Below are 14,530 nucleotides of genomic sequence, written 5' to 3'. Positions count from 1 at the left end.
GTAACCGCAAGTGGGACCATTTCCGCGTCCCTGTCGTCTCAAGGTAGGTCTTCTGTGTCCCAGCTGATAGCCAAGCCCCGTACCACCGCAGTGATCCTGGCCGGTGGCACCGGCCAGCGTGTGGGTCTGTCGATTCCCAAGCAGCTGCTGAAGATCGCCGGCAAGGCAGTCATCGAGCACACGTTGACCACCTTCGAGAACGCCGACTCGGTCGACGACATCATCGTGCTCATGGCTCCGGGCTATGTGCCGGACGTCGAGAAGATCGTGGCCAAGGCCGGGTTCCAGAAGGTCCGGGCGATCATCGAGGGCGGCTCCACGCGGAACGAGACCACCGAGCGCGCCATCGCCGCCCTGGGCGAGGGGCTGGCCGACGGCGAGGACCTCAACGTCCTCTTCCACGACGCCGTGCGCCCCCTGCTCTCGCAGCGCGTCATCGACGACTGCGTCACGGCGCTGGAGCGCTACCAGGCGGTCGACGTGGCGATCCCGTCCGCGGACACCATCATCGTCACGCGCACGCACGGCGAGGACGGCGAGTTCATCACGGAGATCCCGGACCGCTCCCGGCTGCGCCGCGGCCAGACCCCGCAGGCGTTCAAGCTGTCCACCATCCGCCGGGCCTACCAGGTGGCGGCCGGCGACCCCAACTTCCAGGCCACGGACGACTGCACCGTCGTACTGCGCTACCTGCCGGACGTGCCGATCCACGTCGTGGCGGGCGACGAGTACAACATGAAGGTGACCCAGCCCGTCGACGTCTTCATCGCCGACAAGCTCTTCCAGCTGGCCTCCTCCGCCACCCCCGAGCAGAACGGCGAGGAGGTCTACCGCGAGTTGCTCACCGGCAGGACCGTGGTCGTCTTCGGCGGTTCCTACGGCATCGGCAAGGACATCGCCGAACTCGCCGAGGCGCACGGCGCCAAGGTCTACGCCCTGGGCCGGTCCACCACCGGCACGCACGTGGAGAACCCGGAGGAGGTCGACGACGCCCTGTCGAAGGCCTACAGCGAGACCGGGCGCATCGACTACGTCGTCAACACCGCGGGCGTGCTGCGCATCGGCAAGTTGGCGGAGACCGACAACGCGACCATCGAGGAAGCGCTGAAAGTCAACTACCTGGCGCCTGTGCAGATCGCACGTTCGGCTTACAAGTATCTCGCCGAGACGAAGGGCCAGTTGCTGCTGTACACCTCCAGCAGCTACACCCGCGGCCGTGCCGAGTACAGCCTCTACTCCTCGACCAAGGCCGCCATGGTGAACCTCACTCAGGCCCTGTCCGACGAGTGGGCCGGTGACGGCATCCGGGTGAACTGCGTCAACCCGGAACGCACGGCGACGCCGATGCGCACCAAGGCCTTCGGACAGGAGCCCGCGGGCAGTCTGCTCTCCTCCGAGGCGGTCGCCCGCACCTCGCTCGACGTGCTGCTCTCCGAGCTCACGGGCCATGTCATCGACGTCCGCCAGCAGGACCCGACGGCGGCCGCCGGCAAGGCGTCCGGCTTCGAGCAGGCACTGGCCGACGTACTGGACCGACAGAACGGCGTGGCATAATCGTGACTAAATAGCCATCGATTTTTCAGGCCTCTGTGGCTCCCCGTTTACGGAGAATTCACGGAGGCCTGAATCCGTAAAACTCCCGAAACCTTCAAAAAGGATTTTCCGGACTTTTAAGTACCTATGACCGGCCCCCTCCCAGAGCAGGTTTCTCCGTGATATCCACCGCTATTCGCGTAGCCCGGGTGGGCAGCGCGGCCGAACTGGCCGCAGCGGTCCTCATGATGCTGGGCTACCCCGGCCTCATGGTGGCCGCGCTCGTGCCGAGCGCCCCCGCCTTCGCCGCCGCGGCCGCCGTGACGTACCTGGCGGACCTCTACCTCCACCGCAAGGGCAGTCGCCTCATCGGGCTCCTGTCCAAGGTGCGGGCCGGTCTGTCCACCCGGTTCCTGGTCCGCGAACTGCTGCTGATCCTGCTGCTGGCGAGACTCGACCTCTCCCAGGAGCCGGTCTTCTACGCGGCGATCGCGTGCTTCACGGTGTTCTTCGGCCTGCAGGCTCCGCACGGCGCGCTGATCACCCTGATCGACAAACGCCGCCAGATGCCGGTCGTGACCAGGAACGTCGACCTGGCCTCCCGGCTGCCCATACCGGACGCCCCGCCGCGCCTGCTGCTGAGCCGGGCCACCGTGAAGATGCTCCACCTCGACCTCGCGGCCGTCGTGGGCCTGCTCGTGTGCGCGTTCAGCGACTCCGGCTCCGGCTCGGTCACGGTGCTCCCGGGGTACGTCGGCATCGCCGTCACCCTGGGCCTGGGCGCGCTGTACGTCCTCGCGCTGGTGCCGCACCTGCGGGCCAAGCGGCTGCCGCCCAAGGCCGGCAAGGTCCTGGGAACGGTCAGCGCCTGGCTGCGCGAGTACCGGCCGCAGACGGTGCTGTACTTCTCGGGCTCCGACGACTCCGCCTACCAGGTCAACATGTGGCTGGAGACGCTGGAGCAGATGGAGGCCCGGCCGCTGGTCATCCTGCGTGAGCGCGTCATCCTGGAGCGGATGGCGCCCACCTCGGTCCCTGTCATCTGCGTGCCCGGGGGGGTGCACCTGATGAACATGGACCTGTCCATGGTGCGGGTCGCGTTGTACTGCGCGAACGTCGGCAAGAACATCCACCTGCTGCGCGTGCCGACCATGAAGCACGTCTTCATCGGTCACGGCGACAGCGACAAGGTCGCCAGCGTCAACCCGTTCAGCAAGGTCTACGACGAGGTGTGGACCGCCGGCCGCGCGGGCCGCGACCGCTACGCCATCGCCGACGTCGGCATCCGCGACGAGGACATCGTGGAGGTCGGCCGCCCGCAGCTCGCGCCGATTCTGGCGTCGGACGGCATCCCGACGGATCGCGTCCCGACGATCCTCTACGCGCCCACCTGGGAGGGCTGGGACGACAGCCCGGGCAACACCTCGCTCCTGCTGGCCGGCGAGAACATCGTGCGCAAACTGGTCGAGGCCGAGCCGCCGGTTCGTGTCGTGTACAAACCGCACCCGTTCACCGGCACACGCAACGCCAAGGCCGGCGCCGCCCACCGGCGGATCATCGCCCTGATCAAGAAGGCCGCCGCACAGCGCGCGGCGGACTCCCGGTTCACCGCGGACCCGGCGGCCCAGGCCCAGGCCAAGGCCGAGCTGACCCGGCTCAAGGCCCGTCTGGACGGCCTCTCGCTGGCCTTCGACGAGCGGGCCGACGAGGCCGTGACGAGCCGCGACGGCATCGTCGACCTCCGCAAGCACCAGGAGGCCGCCCGGCTGCGCGCCGCGTGGAACGAGGCCTACTGGCGCTCCTTCCCCTCCTTCGAGCACCGGGTGGTCGCCGGCGCCGAACCCCGTCTGTACGACTGCTTCAACGCCTCCGAGGCGATGGTCTCCGACATCTCCAGCGTGGTCTCCGACTTCATCGCGAGCGGCAAGCCGTATGCGGTCACCGACTCCGCGGAGCTCGGCACGGAGGAGTTCAAGCGGCAGAACACCGCGGTACGCGCCGCCGTGATCCTCGGCAACGGCGCCGCCGAGCTGGACCAGCTGCTGGACGCGGTGCGCGACCCGGCCGGCGATCCGCTGGCCAAGGACCGCAAGGAACTCAAGGAGTACCTGCTCGGGCCCGACGAGCCCACGTCGCTGGAACGGTTCGACACCGCGGTCACCGACCTCGCGCTGAAGGCCGAGGCGCGCAATGTGGGCCTCGGCTCCCTGGCAGGCGCGGCGGTCGGCGGGGCGGACGGCCCACCGGACGACGAGGCGGAACTGGCCAAGGGTGTGACGACCGCCTGACGCCCGTGTTTCCTCAGGCCGGGCCCCCGGAGATCGCTCTCCGGGGGCCCGGTTTTTCGTGCATCCTGTGATGTGGAACACGTGTTGCAATCCAGGCAACCTGCTCCGTTCATCCTCCGTCTACCTGGTATCCAGAGCGTTTTTGTCGGAAACCGGTGCGTGGTGAGAGGGAAAATGTCCGTTGCGCAGCCTGACGTCACGGTGATCATCGGGGCGTACGAAGCGATGCCGTACCTGGTCGAGTGCCTGGCATCGGTGGAGGCGCAGACCCTGGACCCGGCGCGCCTGGAGGTCATAGCCGTCGACGACGGCTCCCGCGACGGCACCGGGGAGTGCCTGGAGGAGTTCGCCGCCCGCGTGCCGCTGTCCGTGACCGTGATCCGGCAGGAGAACTCCGGCGGCCCCAGCGGCCCGCGCAACGTCGGCCTCGCCAAGGCCACCGGGCGGTACGTCTTCTTCCTCGACGCCGACGACCGGCTCGGCGCCGAGGCCCTGGAGCGCATGGTCGCCATGGCCGACCGCAACGGCACGGACGTGGTCCTCGGGCGGGTCGAGGGCATAAACCGCAAGCCGCCGAAGTCGATGTGGGGCGAGACGCTCGAGCGGACGGACGTCTACTCCTCCAACATAAAGTTCACCCTCAGCGCGCAGAAGCTCTTCCGCCGGGAGTTCCTGGAACGCCATGGCATGCGCTTCGACGAGTCCCTGTGGACCGGCGAGGACGCGCTGTTCACGATGGAGGCGTATCTGCGGGCCGACGGCGTCTCCGTGGTCGCCGACTACACCTGCTACTACCTGGTGGGCCGCACCGACGGCAAGCATGTGACGAAGAGCGGGAGCTACACCCTGCGCTTCGACTCCGCGCGCGCCCTGATGGGCCTGCTGGAGCGGCTGGTCCCGCCCGGCGCCAAGCGGGACGTGCTCATGGTCCGCCCCTTCCTCGTCACCGTGCTGCCGCAGTTCGGGCCCGTCTTCCTGCGCAACGACGAGGAGATCCGCCGCACCAAGATGGAGCTGGCCAAGCCCCTGATGGACGCGTACTGGAACGAGGGCGTCGCCCAACGCCTCATGGTCCACGAGCGGCTGCGCCTGGAGCTGGTGGCCCGGCAGCGCCCCGACCTCCTGGTGGACGTCCTCGAGTTCATCGTGGCCAAGAGCAAGCCGGCCCCGGTCCTGAAGAAGCGCAACACCCAGCTCTATCTGGCCTACCCGCACTACGGCTCCGCCGCGACCGGCCTCCCCGACCGGCTCTACCTGGCCGAACCCCGCGAGGCCAAGGCCTACCCGGGCTGGCGCAAGGACCCCGCCGAGGCCCTGCTGCGGGGCTTCACCCGCAAGGTCCGCCGCAGGCTCAGCAGACTCCGCCGACGCACGGTGAGACCGGGCGGCACCGCGGCGGTGTGAGGGGGCTGTTCACAGGACTGGTTCTGGCTCAGGACTTGTTCGGCTTCAGGGCGCGGCGGAGCGGGCCGCCCACCGCGCGCTTGGCGCGGCGGTAGATCGAGGGCGAGGGGATGACCGAGGCGGCCTTGGCCGCCGCCCGCGCGCCGGTCCGGCTCTTCGCCAGGTCCCGCTTCAGCTGGGCGTTCTGGGAGTCGAGCTCGCGTATGCGGTGGTGCAGCCAGCCGAACCGGCTGGTCAGCGAGGCGACGTCGGTCTCGTTCCACGGGCGCACGCCCGCCGGGAAGGACAGCGAGCGGAGCTTCTTCTCGAAGGCCGCGCCGCCGTCACCGTGGGTGAAGGTGTTCTGCAGCCCGTTCTTGTCCAGGAACGCGGCGAACCGGTCGAAGCGCTCCTTGTGGTTGCCCGTGAGGGCGGTGAAGTCGGCCTCCTCGTAGAGGTCGGCCGGGTCGAGGTCCTCGGGCACCTCGCTGAGCAGCCGGTGCGGTATCTCGAAGTAGCGGCACAGCTCCAGCGTGCGCGAGTCGAAGGCCAGCACGGTCGCGGGCGTACCGGCCAGCAGGGCCGCGATGTTGCCGTGGATGCGCGAACCGAACGAATAGTCGAACTCCCGCAGGTCGTCCATCCAGGTGACCGGGTCGATGTAGACCCGCGCCTTGCCCTCCCGGTACATCGGGTGGTCGGGGTGGGTCGGCATCTCGACCACCCGGCCGCCCACGGAGTCCACGTCCCGCCAGTACAGCTGCTTGGCGTCGCTGAGGTTCTGGCCTATGTAGAGCAGGTTCGGATAGCGCTGGTGGGCGCGGGCGATCACCTTGTGCAGACCGCCGCCGCGCACCGCCGTGTGCGAGCCGTTGACGCTGATCCGCGACTTGGCGGTCAGCGCCGCCGCCTTCTTCTCCACGGGCAGCCGGTCGCCGTGCAGGAACATCGACGGGCAGCCGATGACCTCGACGTCCCGGAAGCCCAGGTCGTTGAGGTAGCGCTCGGTGAACTCGCCCCGCACGCCTATGGAGGCGCTGTGCTCCAGCACCGCCGCGCAGAACGCGCGCACGCTGCCTTCCATGGGCTTCAGCCGCTCCGGGCTGTAGGTCACGCCGAACTGCGCGCCGACGCCCAGCACCACGACCGGGATCTTCAGCTTCCCGATGAGCCGGGTCAGCCGCTGCAGCCCCGGCTCGAAGGTCGGCCGGAAGGCGTTGGCCAGAGGCACGACGAAGGCGTCGTACTCCTCGTTGATCTGGGACGCGGCCTTCACATCGGTCCGCATGCCGTTCGAGAAGACCTCGGTGCCCGGCGCGGTGAGGATCTTGTGCGCGGCGTCGCTGAAGATCAGGTTGCCGGCGTTGGTGGCGATCACGTCGCGGTGGAGGGCTTCCTCGACGGGGACCACGTCGAAGGGGCTCTTCCCCGATCTGAGGAGTATGCGCTTCACAGGGCGAACTGTAGGTGACACAAACTTCAAAATAAATTTGTGTTCTCTTCAAATCCTATGGGGAACCGATACGACCGCTTTGCCGTACGCAAAGCGTGAGCGAACGGCTACGCGGTCCGGTCTGTCCGCGACGTGAAACCCCGGCGCGGCCTCCGCCCCGTTCGCGTAGATTGCCAAACCGGCAGCCGGACCTACGCAAGGGGCGAACAACAAGGTGGCAGGGGCAAGGCAGGCCGTGGGCGAGGCCCGCAGGATCGTCGTCAAGGTCGGCTCCTCGTCGCTGACCACCGCCTCCGGCGGGCTCGACGCGGACCGGGTCGACGCGCTCGTCGACGTCCTCGCCAAGAGCCGCAGCGGGGGAGAGAAGGAGATCGTCCTGGTCTCCTCCGGAGCCATCGCCGCAGGACTCGCCCCGCTGGGCCTGCGCCGCCGCCCCAAGGACCTCGCCCGTCAGCAGGCCGCCGCCAGCGTCGGCCAGGGCCTGCTGGTGGCCCGCTACACCGCCTCCTTCGCCCGCTACGGCGTCCGTGTCGGCCAGGTGCTGCTGACCAGCGACGACATGAGCCGGCGCGCCCACCACCGCAACGCCTCCCGCACGCTCGACAAGCTGCTCGCGATGGGCGCGTTCCCGATCGTCAACGAGAACGACACCGTCGCCACCGACGAGATCCGGTTCGGCGACAACGACCGGCTCGCCGCGCTCGTCGCCCATCTCGTCCACGCCGACCTGCTCGTCCTGCTGTCGGACATCGACGGCGTCTACGACGGCGACCCCAGCAAGGCGGGCACCTCGCGGATCGCCGAGGTGCATGGGCCGCAGGATCTCGCACACGTCGAGATCGGCAGCGCCGGCAAGGCGGGCGTCGGCACCGGCGGCATGGTCACCAAGGTCGAGGCCGCCCGGATCGCCGCCGCCGCCGGCATCCCCGTGGTCCTCACCAGCGCCGTCCACGCGGCCGACGCCTTCGCCGGCGGGGACACCGGCACGTACTTCCACTCCACCGGCAAGCGCTCCGCCGACCGGCTGCTGTGGCTGCAGCACGCGTCCACCCCGCAGGGGTCGCTGACCCTGGACGACGGCGCGGTGCGCGCGGTCGTCGAGCGGCGCAAGTCGCTGCTGCCGGCCGGGATCGCGGCCGTCGAGGGCGACTTCAGCGCGGGCGACCCCGTCGAGCTGCGGGACGCCTCGGGGCACGCGGTGGCCCGCGGTCTCGTCAACTTCGACGCCAAGGAGATTCCCCAGCTGATCGGCCGGTCGACCAGGGAACTGGCGCGGGAACTGGGCGCGGAGTACGAGCGCGAGGTCGTCCACCGGGACGACCTGGTGATCCTGCACCCGTAAACACGCTCGAACGGTCCGTACCGGTGGGGGACGTTCCGTGAAACCGCCCCACGGAGCCGTGCGGCCTGCTCAACTTTGTCTCAGGGACACCGGCTGCGGGAGTCCGGCGGGCCACCGCGGGACGCGTTCCGCACGAGCGCTGCGTAAAGGAGGCCGTCGTGAGACGAGTGCGCCCTGGGGTGGCAGCGGCCCGTGGGAGTACCGACGAGGGTACCGATGGCAGCGGCTCGACGTCGTCGCGTGCGGCCGGTTCGACGTCGTCCTCACGTGCGGCCGCCGGTTCGGCTTCGTCACGCGTCGCGGGCTCGGCGTCGCGTGCGCCGGGCGAGGAGCGCGCCCTGACCAGTGTGGCGGCCGGTGAGCGGTACCGGGCCCAGGAGGTCGCCGAGTCGAAGGGCGGCCGGCCGGTGGACGTCGCCCGGCTGTGGCACGTCACCCTCAGCGTCTCCGGCGAGGAGGCCCCGCTGAACGAGGTCCGGCGCGCTCTCGAACAGCTCGCCCACGACCACCCCTTCCTCCTGACCAGCAGATACGCGGGCGACCATGCCGAGATCCGGTACTGGGAGGAGGCCCGCGACCTGCATGACGCGGCCGCCGTCGCCCTGCGGCTGTGGGGCGAGCACCGCCAGACGGCCGGGCTGCCGCCCTGGGAGATCGTCGGCCTGGAGGTCATCGACCGCCAGACCTACCACCAGCGCATCGCCGAGGGCTACGGCCCGGCCCCGGCGACCCCCGTCGGGGTTCACCCCTACTGACGGTCTCGGGGCGACGGTCGCCGGGTGCCGGTCTCAGCCGCCGGTCTCAGTCGCCCGTCTCGGGCCGCCGGTCTCAGGTGCCGGTCTCGGGGTGTGGAACGAGCGGTGAAGGGGCCGGTGCGGCGCACTACCCTTCCCTTATGACCACGCTCTCCCCGTACGACTCCATGTCCCCGGTCACCCGTGCCGCCTACCGCGCCAAGGCGGCCGCCGCCGACCTCGCGCCGCTGCCCCGGGCCGCCAAGGACGACGCGCTGCTCGCCATCGCGGACGCGCTGGAGGTCCGTACGAGCGAAATCGTCGAGGCCAACGCCAAGGACATCGCCAAGGCCCGCGAGGCCGGCACCGCCGAATCGGTGATCGACCGGCTGACCCTCACCCCGGAGCGGGTCCGGGCCATCGCCTCGGACGTGCGGGACGTCGTCGCGCTGCCCGACCCGGTCGGCGAGGTCGTCCGCGGCTCCACCCTGCCCAACGGCATCGACCTGCGCCAGGTCCGCGTCCCGCTGGGCGTCGTCGGCATCATCTACGAGGCCCGCCCGAACGTCACCGTGGACGCCGCCGCCCTCTGCCTGAAGTCCGGCAACGCGGTCCTGCTGCGCGGCTCGTCCTCCGCCTACGAGTCGAACACCGCCCTCGTCCGGGTGATCCGCGACGCGGTCGGCGGGGCCGGGCTGCCCGCCGACGCCGTACAGCTGGTGCCCGGCGAGGGCCGCGACAGCGTGCGCGAGCTGATGCGCTCCCGAGGGCTGGTCGACGTCCTCATCCCGCGCGGCGGCGCCTCCCTCATCCAGACCGTCGTCACCGAGTCCACCGTGCCGGTCATCGAGACCGGCACCGGCAACTGCCACGTCTACGTCGACGCCCACGCCGATCTCGACATGGCGATCGACATCCTGATCAACTCCAAGGCACACCGGGTCAGCGTCTGCAACGCCGCCGAGACCCTCCTCGTCCACCAGGACATCGCCCCCGAGTTCCTGCCCCGCGCCCTGGACGCCCTCGCCGAGGCGGGGGTGACGGTGCACGCCGACGAGCGCGTGCTGGCGTACGCCAAGGACTCCAGGGCGACCGTCGTGGAGGCGACCCCGGAGGACTGGGAGACCGAGTACCTCTCCTACGACATCGCCGCCGCCGTGGTCGACTCGCTGGACAAGGCCGTCGAGCACATCCGGCTGTGGACCTCCGGCCACACCGAGGCCATCGTCACCACCTCCCAGCAGGCCGCCCGCCGCTTCACCCAGTTGGTCGACTCCACCACGGTGGCCGTGAACGCCTCCACCCGCTTCACCGACGGCGGTCAGTTCGGCTTCGGCGCGGAGATCGGCATCTCCACCCAGAAGCTGCACGCCAGGGGCCCGATGGGCCTCCCGGAGCTGACCAGCACCAAGTACATCGTCACGGGCGACGGCCACGTACGGCGCTGAGCCCCCCTCGGCGACGCCGTGAGAGGCGTCTCATCCAGCGGATGAATTTCCCTACCGTCTGCCCAAATTGACCCCCCAGGTCTACTCTGGATTCGTGCCGGAGGACGTGGGGGGTATGCCGTTCCCTGACGGCTGGGAGCCCGACGACGATCACGACCGCGGGGTGTCGGACGAAGAGTTCGCCTCCGTGGTCTTCGACGAGGCCTTCGTACAGGCGGCCGTGGTGCACGAGCCGACCGCCGTCGAACGCCTCCTTGCCGCCGCGGAAGCGAGAGCCGAGGCCTCCGAGGCCGAAGCCCGCCGATCCCGCGCCAGAGGCGACCGCTACGACGACGCCTACGGCCCCGACGGACCCGGCGATTTCGGCCATGATCCGGACTTCGACGACCTGGACGACGGCGACCTCCCCGAAGCCTGGGAACGCCGCTACGGCGCCCCCGGGACCTACGGCAAGCAGGTCCGCTGGCATCGCCCGGTGGCCTGGATCCTCGCCCTCATCATGGGGGTCGGCATGGTGGCGCTGGCCTTCGCCGCGGTCTACCGGGGCGCGTCCTCGAGCAGCCGGGACCAGGTGCCGCCGCCCGCCACGACCGGCCTCGAACAGGGGACCGTGCCGCCGCCGTCGGCCTCCGCCGACTATTCCCAGCCACCCGTCTCGGCGGTCCCGCGCACGCCCTGAACGCCTGTGCGGCGCAGGGGCGTGCGAGGGCTCCGCGAGCGGGGTCGGAGCTGGTGAGAACCTGTCAGAACTTGTCGTACAGCAGGGCGTTTACCTGGGCTCCGTGCGACCTACTCTGAAAGTATGGCCGGGCCTGGAGACCCACCGGAGGGGACACCCGAGGGCACTCCCGGAGGTGGAGAGGACGAGTACCGATCCGTCGTCTTCGACGAATCGTTCGTCCGCGCTGCCCGCATCCAGGAGTACTCCGCGCAGGAGCGCATGGCCGACCACGCACCCGCCGTCCGTACCCGTCCGCCCCTGCGCCGAGGCCGGGGCCTGTCCCGGCAGGCGCTGCTCCTGGTCGTGCTGATCGCCGTCGCCTTCGGCACGGCCGTCTACATGGGCCTGCGCAACCCCTACCAGAGCCCGGCCGCGCGCCGGCCCGCCGAGCCCCTGCGGATGACCGTCATCCCGCTCTCCCCGCAGGGCGTGGTGCCCGGGGCCGCAGACCCCGAGTCGCTGTTCGCCCGCAGCCCCGCCGCGCAGTTCCGCATCGGCGCCGACGGCATTCCGCTGCCCGCCTCCCGGCGCACCGCGCACTTCTCCGACAGCCAGGTCGTCGCCGCCCTGACCACGGCCAAGGACTACATCGTGCACTCCTCCCTCTACCCGGAGGTGCTCACCGGACAGCAGGTGCGGCCCGTGCGCGCTCTGATCGACGCCGACCAGCTCGACCAGTTCGACGAGAGCTTCAGCCACCCGACCGCCGACGGGCGGCACGCGCCGACCGGCTGGCTGGTCCGCTTCGACCCCGCCCAGGCTCAGCTGGCCGACAGCAAGATCCGCGTCCAGGGCACACTGGAGGCCGCCGAGACCGACTCCTCGACCCTCGAGGTCACCGCGGACCACACCTTCGTGTACGCCCTACGGCCCACCGGCGCCGCCGCCGACGCCCCGGCCTCCCTCTTCACCGTCCGCCGCGAGCTGCACTTCCGCTTCGACCGCGAGGACCTGCGCACCCACCAGGTCCAGCTGATCGTGTCCTACGTCCAGGCGGGCCCGCTCTCCTGCGCCGAGGACTCCACGAACCATCTGCGCCCCCTGCTCGCCGGCGAGACCGCGAAAGCGGGCGGCCCGGCCGGCACGGACCCCTACGCGACCGACGGCGCGGCGTCCTTGTGCGGAGCCCTGGCCACGAGCGCCCAACCGAAGGTGTGAGCCCCGGCGGCCTGAGGGGAAGCGGTCAGCTCTTGTCGGGCGAGGGCGTGTCCGTCGGGCCGTCCGGGTCGGAGCCGTTGCGCGGCGACTCGTCCTGAGGCGGAGCCGAAGCCGTGAAGCCGCCGAAGCCGCGTCGCACCCGGCCGCCCAGGTCGCCCGCACCGCCCGCGATGTCGCTGACCAGCTTCATCAGCGGGTCCTTGGAGCTCTTGACGCTCGTCGCGTAGTGGGTGGCCGACTCGCGGAAGGAGTCCGTGACCGAGGTGTCCTTGTCCTCGGCGCGCCGCGGGTAGTGCCCGTCCATGATCCGCTGGTGGTCGCGGGACTCGGCCCACTTCTTCAGCTCGGCCGCGCGCACGGTGGTGAAGGGATGGGTACGGGGCAGCACGTTGAGGATCTTCAGCACCGAGTCGCGCAGATCGCCTCCGGCCTCGTACTCCTCCGCCTGCTGCAGGAACGCGTCCACGTTCATCTCGTGCAGGTGGTTGCCGCCGGCGATCTTCATCAGGCCGCGCATCGAGGCCTTCAGGTCCTGGCCGACGAGGAGACCCGCACGGTCGGCGGACAGCTCCGACTTGCGGAACCACTCGCGCAGCGCCGTCACGATCGCCATGATCGCGAGATTGCCCAAGGGGATCCAGGCGACCCGGATCGCCAGGTTCGTCAGGAACAGCAGGATCGTGCGGTACACGGCGTGCCCGGACAGCGCATGGCCCACCTCGTGGCCGACGACCGCGCGCATCTCCTCCTCGTCGAGCAGCTCGACGAGCCCGGTGGTGACCACGATGATCGGCTCGTCCAGGCCGATGCACATCGCGTTGGGCTGCGGGTCCTGGTTGACGTACATCGGCGGGACCTTCTTCAGGTCCAGGATGTGACAGGCGTCCCGCAGCATGTCGTTGAGGTGCGTGAACTGCTGGTCGGAGACCCGCACCGAGTCGGACAGGAACAACAGCCGGAGGCTGCGCTCGGGCAACAGCGCGCTGAGCGCCTTGAACACCGTGTCGAAGCCGCTCAGCTTGCGCAGCGCCACCAGGGCGGAGCGGTCGGCAGGGTGCTCGTACGCACGGGAGGAGATTCCCGGGAAGCGCCTGCGCTGCCTGCTCGGCACGTTCTCGTGAGCGGTGTCGTCCTGCTCGTGGCCGTCGTCGGACATGTCTTCCCCCATGTGCGTCTCTGTGGCCTTTACATGACCCTTTACGGACCTTGTGCGGTCCTTTGCGCCCCCGAAGCAGAGCCCAGCCTAGGCGGAGTTACCTTGGACGGGCACTACACCGAAGGAGTCCCGCGCCATGGAGCACCACCCCGCAGTCGCCTGGATCACCGAGGCCGCCGGCGCCGCCCAGCAGCAGGGGGCGGGGAATCTGCTCCGCGTCGTACTGATCGTGATGGTCCTGGGCTGTGTCCTCACCGCGTGGTTCCTGTTGCGGGGCTACAAGCGGAAAGACGACTGAGCCGACGGGAAGGTTCCCAATGGCGGAGTCGGCGTGATCGCCGCCGAGGCTCCCGCTTACGATGGGCCGACGTCTTTATCCCGCCCTCACCGAATAGGTACTGCCGAAGATGAGCCTTCACAGCGCCGCCGCCCAGTTGGTCACTCTTGCCGCCGAGGGCGAAGAGCACGGTGGCAACCACGAGAGCCTCGACCCGTTGGTCACCGGCGGCAGCGCCTTCCTCATCCTGCTGCTCCTGCTGTGGATCACCACCCGCTTCAATCGCGACCGCTGAGTCATCACGACCGCTGAGACATCACGTGTTCACCGACGGCCAGTCCGGCATAGCGGGACGCTCCGGACAACCGCCGGCCGGGGCCCCTGGACCCGGCCGGTAGGGTCTGCACGCATGGGAGAGCAGGACATGCCTACCGGCCCACGGAACCCGGGCAAGCGCCGCCTCGGCGTCATGGGCGGGACGTTCGATCCGATCCACCACGGACACCTCGTGGCGGCCAGTGAGGTCGCCGCGCAGTTCCACCTGGACGAGGTCGTGTTCGTCCCGACCGGTCAGCCGTGGCAGAAGACGCACCGCAGTGTCTCCCCGGCCGAGGACCGCTACCTGATGACGGTCATCGCGACCGCCGAGAACCCCCAGTTCTCGGTCAGCCGTATCGACATCGACCGCGGGGGTCCCACGTACACCGTGGACACCCTGCGCGATCTGCGGGCCCTCAACCCCGACACCGACCTCTTCTTCATCACGGGCGCCGACGCCCTGGGTCAGATCCTGACCTGGCGGGACAGCGAGGAGTTGTTCTCCCTCTCGCACTTCGTCGGCGTCACCCGGCCCGGGCACAACCTCACGGATCCCGGTCTGCCCGAGGGCGGCGTCTCGCTCGTCGAGGTCCCCGCTCTCGCCATCTCCTCGACGGACTGTCGTGCGAGAGTCGCCAAGGGAGACCCCGTCTGGTACCTGGTGCCCGACGGAGTCGTGCGCTACATCGACAAGCGCGAGCTGTACCGCGGCGAGTGAG

The 14,530-nt window shown here is 69.8% G+C and carries 13 protein-coding genes; 11 read left to right on the top strand and 2 right to left on the bottom strand.

What is annotated here, in order from left to right; all coding sequences use genetic code 11:
• Window positions 1-54: 54 nt before the first annotated feature.
• The 3 genes from ABZ725_RS31590 to ABZ725_RS31580 all read left to right on the top strand — a co-directional run bounded on the left by ABZ725_RS31590 (window position 55) and on the right by ABZ725_RS31580 (window position 5,225).
• Entirely contained in the window at window positions 55-1,554 is a 1,500-nt protein-coding gene (locus ABZ725_RS31590; protein WP_358805889.1) for a bifunctional cytidylyltransferase/SDR family oxidoreductase, read from the top strand.
• A gap of 188 nt (window positions 1,555-1,742) precedes the next feature.
• On the top strand, window positions 1,743-3,821 hold the full coding sequence (locus ABZ725_RS31585) for a hypothetical protein (protein ID WP_358805888.1): 2,079 nt from the start codon (window positions 1,743-1,745) through the stop codon (window positions 3,819-3,821).
• A 174-nt stretch (window positions 3,822-3,995) separates the two neighbouring features.
• A complete protein-coding gene (locus ABZ725_RS31580) occupies window positions 3,996-5,225 on the top strand; it encodes a glycosyltransferase (protein WP_358805887.1) in 1,230 nt (409 codons plus the stop codon).
• Between the two features lie 28 nt (window positions 5,226-5,253).
• On the opposite strand, the gene ABZ725_RS31575 is transcribed toward ABZ725_RS31580, so the two are convergent.
• Complete coding sequence (locus tag ABZ725_RS31575; RefSeq protein ID WP_358805886.1) at window positions 5,254-6,657, bottom strand: polysaccharide pyruvyl transferase family protein; 1,404 nt, start codon at window positions 6,655-6,657, stop codon at window positions 5,254-5,256.
• Between the two features lie 235 nt (window positions 6,658-6,892).
• Here ABZ725_RS31575 and proB point away from each other — a divergent pair, with 235 nt between their 5' ends.
• From proB to ABZ725_RS31550, 5 genes are all read left to right on the top strand, one after another.
• The gene (proB, locus tag ABZ725_RS31570; RefSeq protein ID WP_351915648.1) at window positions 6,893-7,999 is read left to right on the top strand and encodes a glutamate 5-kinase; all 1,107 of its coding nucleotides are present in this window, start codon (window positions 6,893-6,895) and stop codon (window positions 7,997-7,999) included.
• A 158-nt stretch (window positions 8,000-8,157) separates the two neighbouring features.
• The gene (locus ABZ725_RS31565) at window positions 8,158-8,754 is read left to right on the top strand and encodes a hypothetical protein (RefSeq protein ID WP_358805885.1); all 597 of its coding nucleotides are present in this window, start codon (window positions 8,158-8,160) and stop codon (window positions 8,752-8,754) included.
• Window positions 8,755-8,894: 140 nt separating this feature from the next.
• On the top strand, window positions 8,895-10,181 hold the full coding sequence (locus tag ABZ725_RS31560; protein ID WP_351915594.1) for a glutamate-5-semialdehyde dehydrogenase: 1,287 nt from the start codon (window positions 8,895-8,897) through the stop codon (window positions 10,179-10,181).
• A gap of 94 nt (window positions 10,182-10,275) precedes the next feature.
• On the top strand, window positions 10,276-10,860 hold the full coding sequence (locus tag ABZ725_RS31555; RefSeq protein ID WP_351915596.1) for a hypothetical protein: 585 nt from the start codon (window positions 10,276-10,278) through the stop codon (window positions 10,858-10,860).
• A gap of 123 nt (window positions 10,861-10,983) precedes the next feature.
• A complete protein-coding gene (locus ABZ725_RS31550) occupies window positions 10,984-12,060 on the top strand; it encodes a hypothetical protein (protein ID WP_351915598.1) in 1,077 nt (358 codons plus the stop codon).
• Window positions 12,061-12,085: 25 nt separating this feature from the next.
• Here ABZ725_RS31550 and ABZ725_RS31545 read toward each other — a convergent pair whose 3' ends face one another.
• Complete coding sequence (locus ABZ725_RS31545) at window positions 12,086-13,216, bottom strand: M48 family metallopeptidase (RefSeq protein WP_358805920.1); 1,131 nt, start codon at window positions 13,214-13,216, stop codon at window positions 12,086-12,088.
• A 136-nt stretch (window positions 13,217-13,352) separates the two neighbouring features.
• Here ABZ725_RS31545 and ABZ725_RS31540 point away from each other — a divergent pair, with 136 nt between their 5' ends.
• The 3 genes from ABZ725_RS31540 (at window position 13,353) to nadD (ending at window position 14,529) form a co-directional block, all read left to right on the top strand.
• Window positions 13,353-13,514 (top strand): hypothetical protein, encoded by a 162-nt coding sequence (locus ABZ725_RS31540; RefSeq protein ID WP_358805884.1) that lies wholly within the window; start codon window positions 13,353-13,355, stop codon window positions 13,512-13,514.
• A gap of 109 nt (window positions 13,515-13,623) precedes the next feature.
• A complete protein-coding gene (locus tag ABZ725_RS31535) occupies window positions 13,624-13,788 on the top strand; it encodes a hypothetical protein (protein WP_351915602.1) in 165 nt (54 codons plus the stop codon).
• A 114-nt stretch (window positions 13,789-13,902) separates the two neighbouring features.
• The gene (nadD, locus tag ABZ725_RS31530; RefSeq protein WP_351915603.1) at window positions 13,903-14,529 is read left to right on the top strand and encodes a nicotinate-nucleotide adenylyltransferase; all 627 of its coding nucleotides are present in this window, start codon (window positions 13,903-13,905) and stop codon (window positions 14,527-14,529) included.
• Window position 14,530: the final 1 nt, after the last annotated feature.

Source organism: Streptomyces sp. NPDC006872 (genome assembly GCF_040635845.1).
Lineage (GTDB): Bacteria > Actinomycetota > Actinomycetes > Streptomycetales > Streptomycetaceae > Streptomyces.
This window is presented reverse-complemented; position numbering and strand designations above follow the sequence as displayed.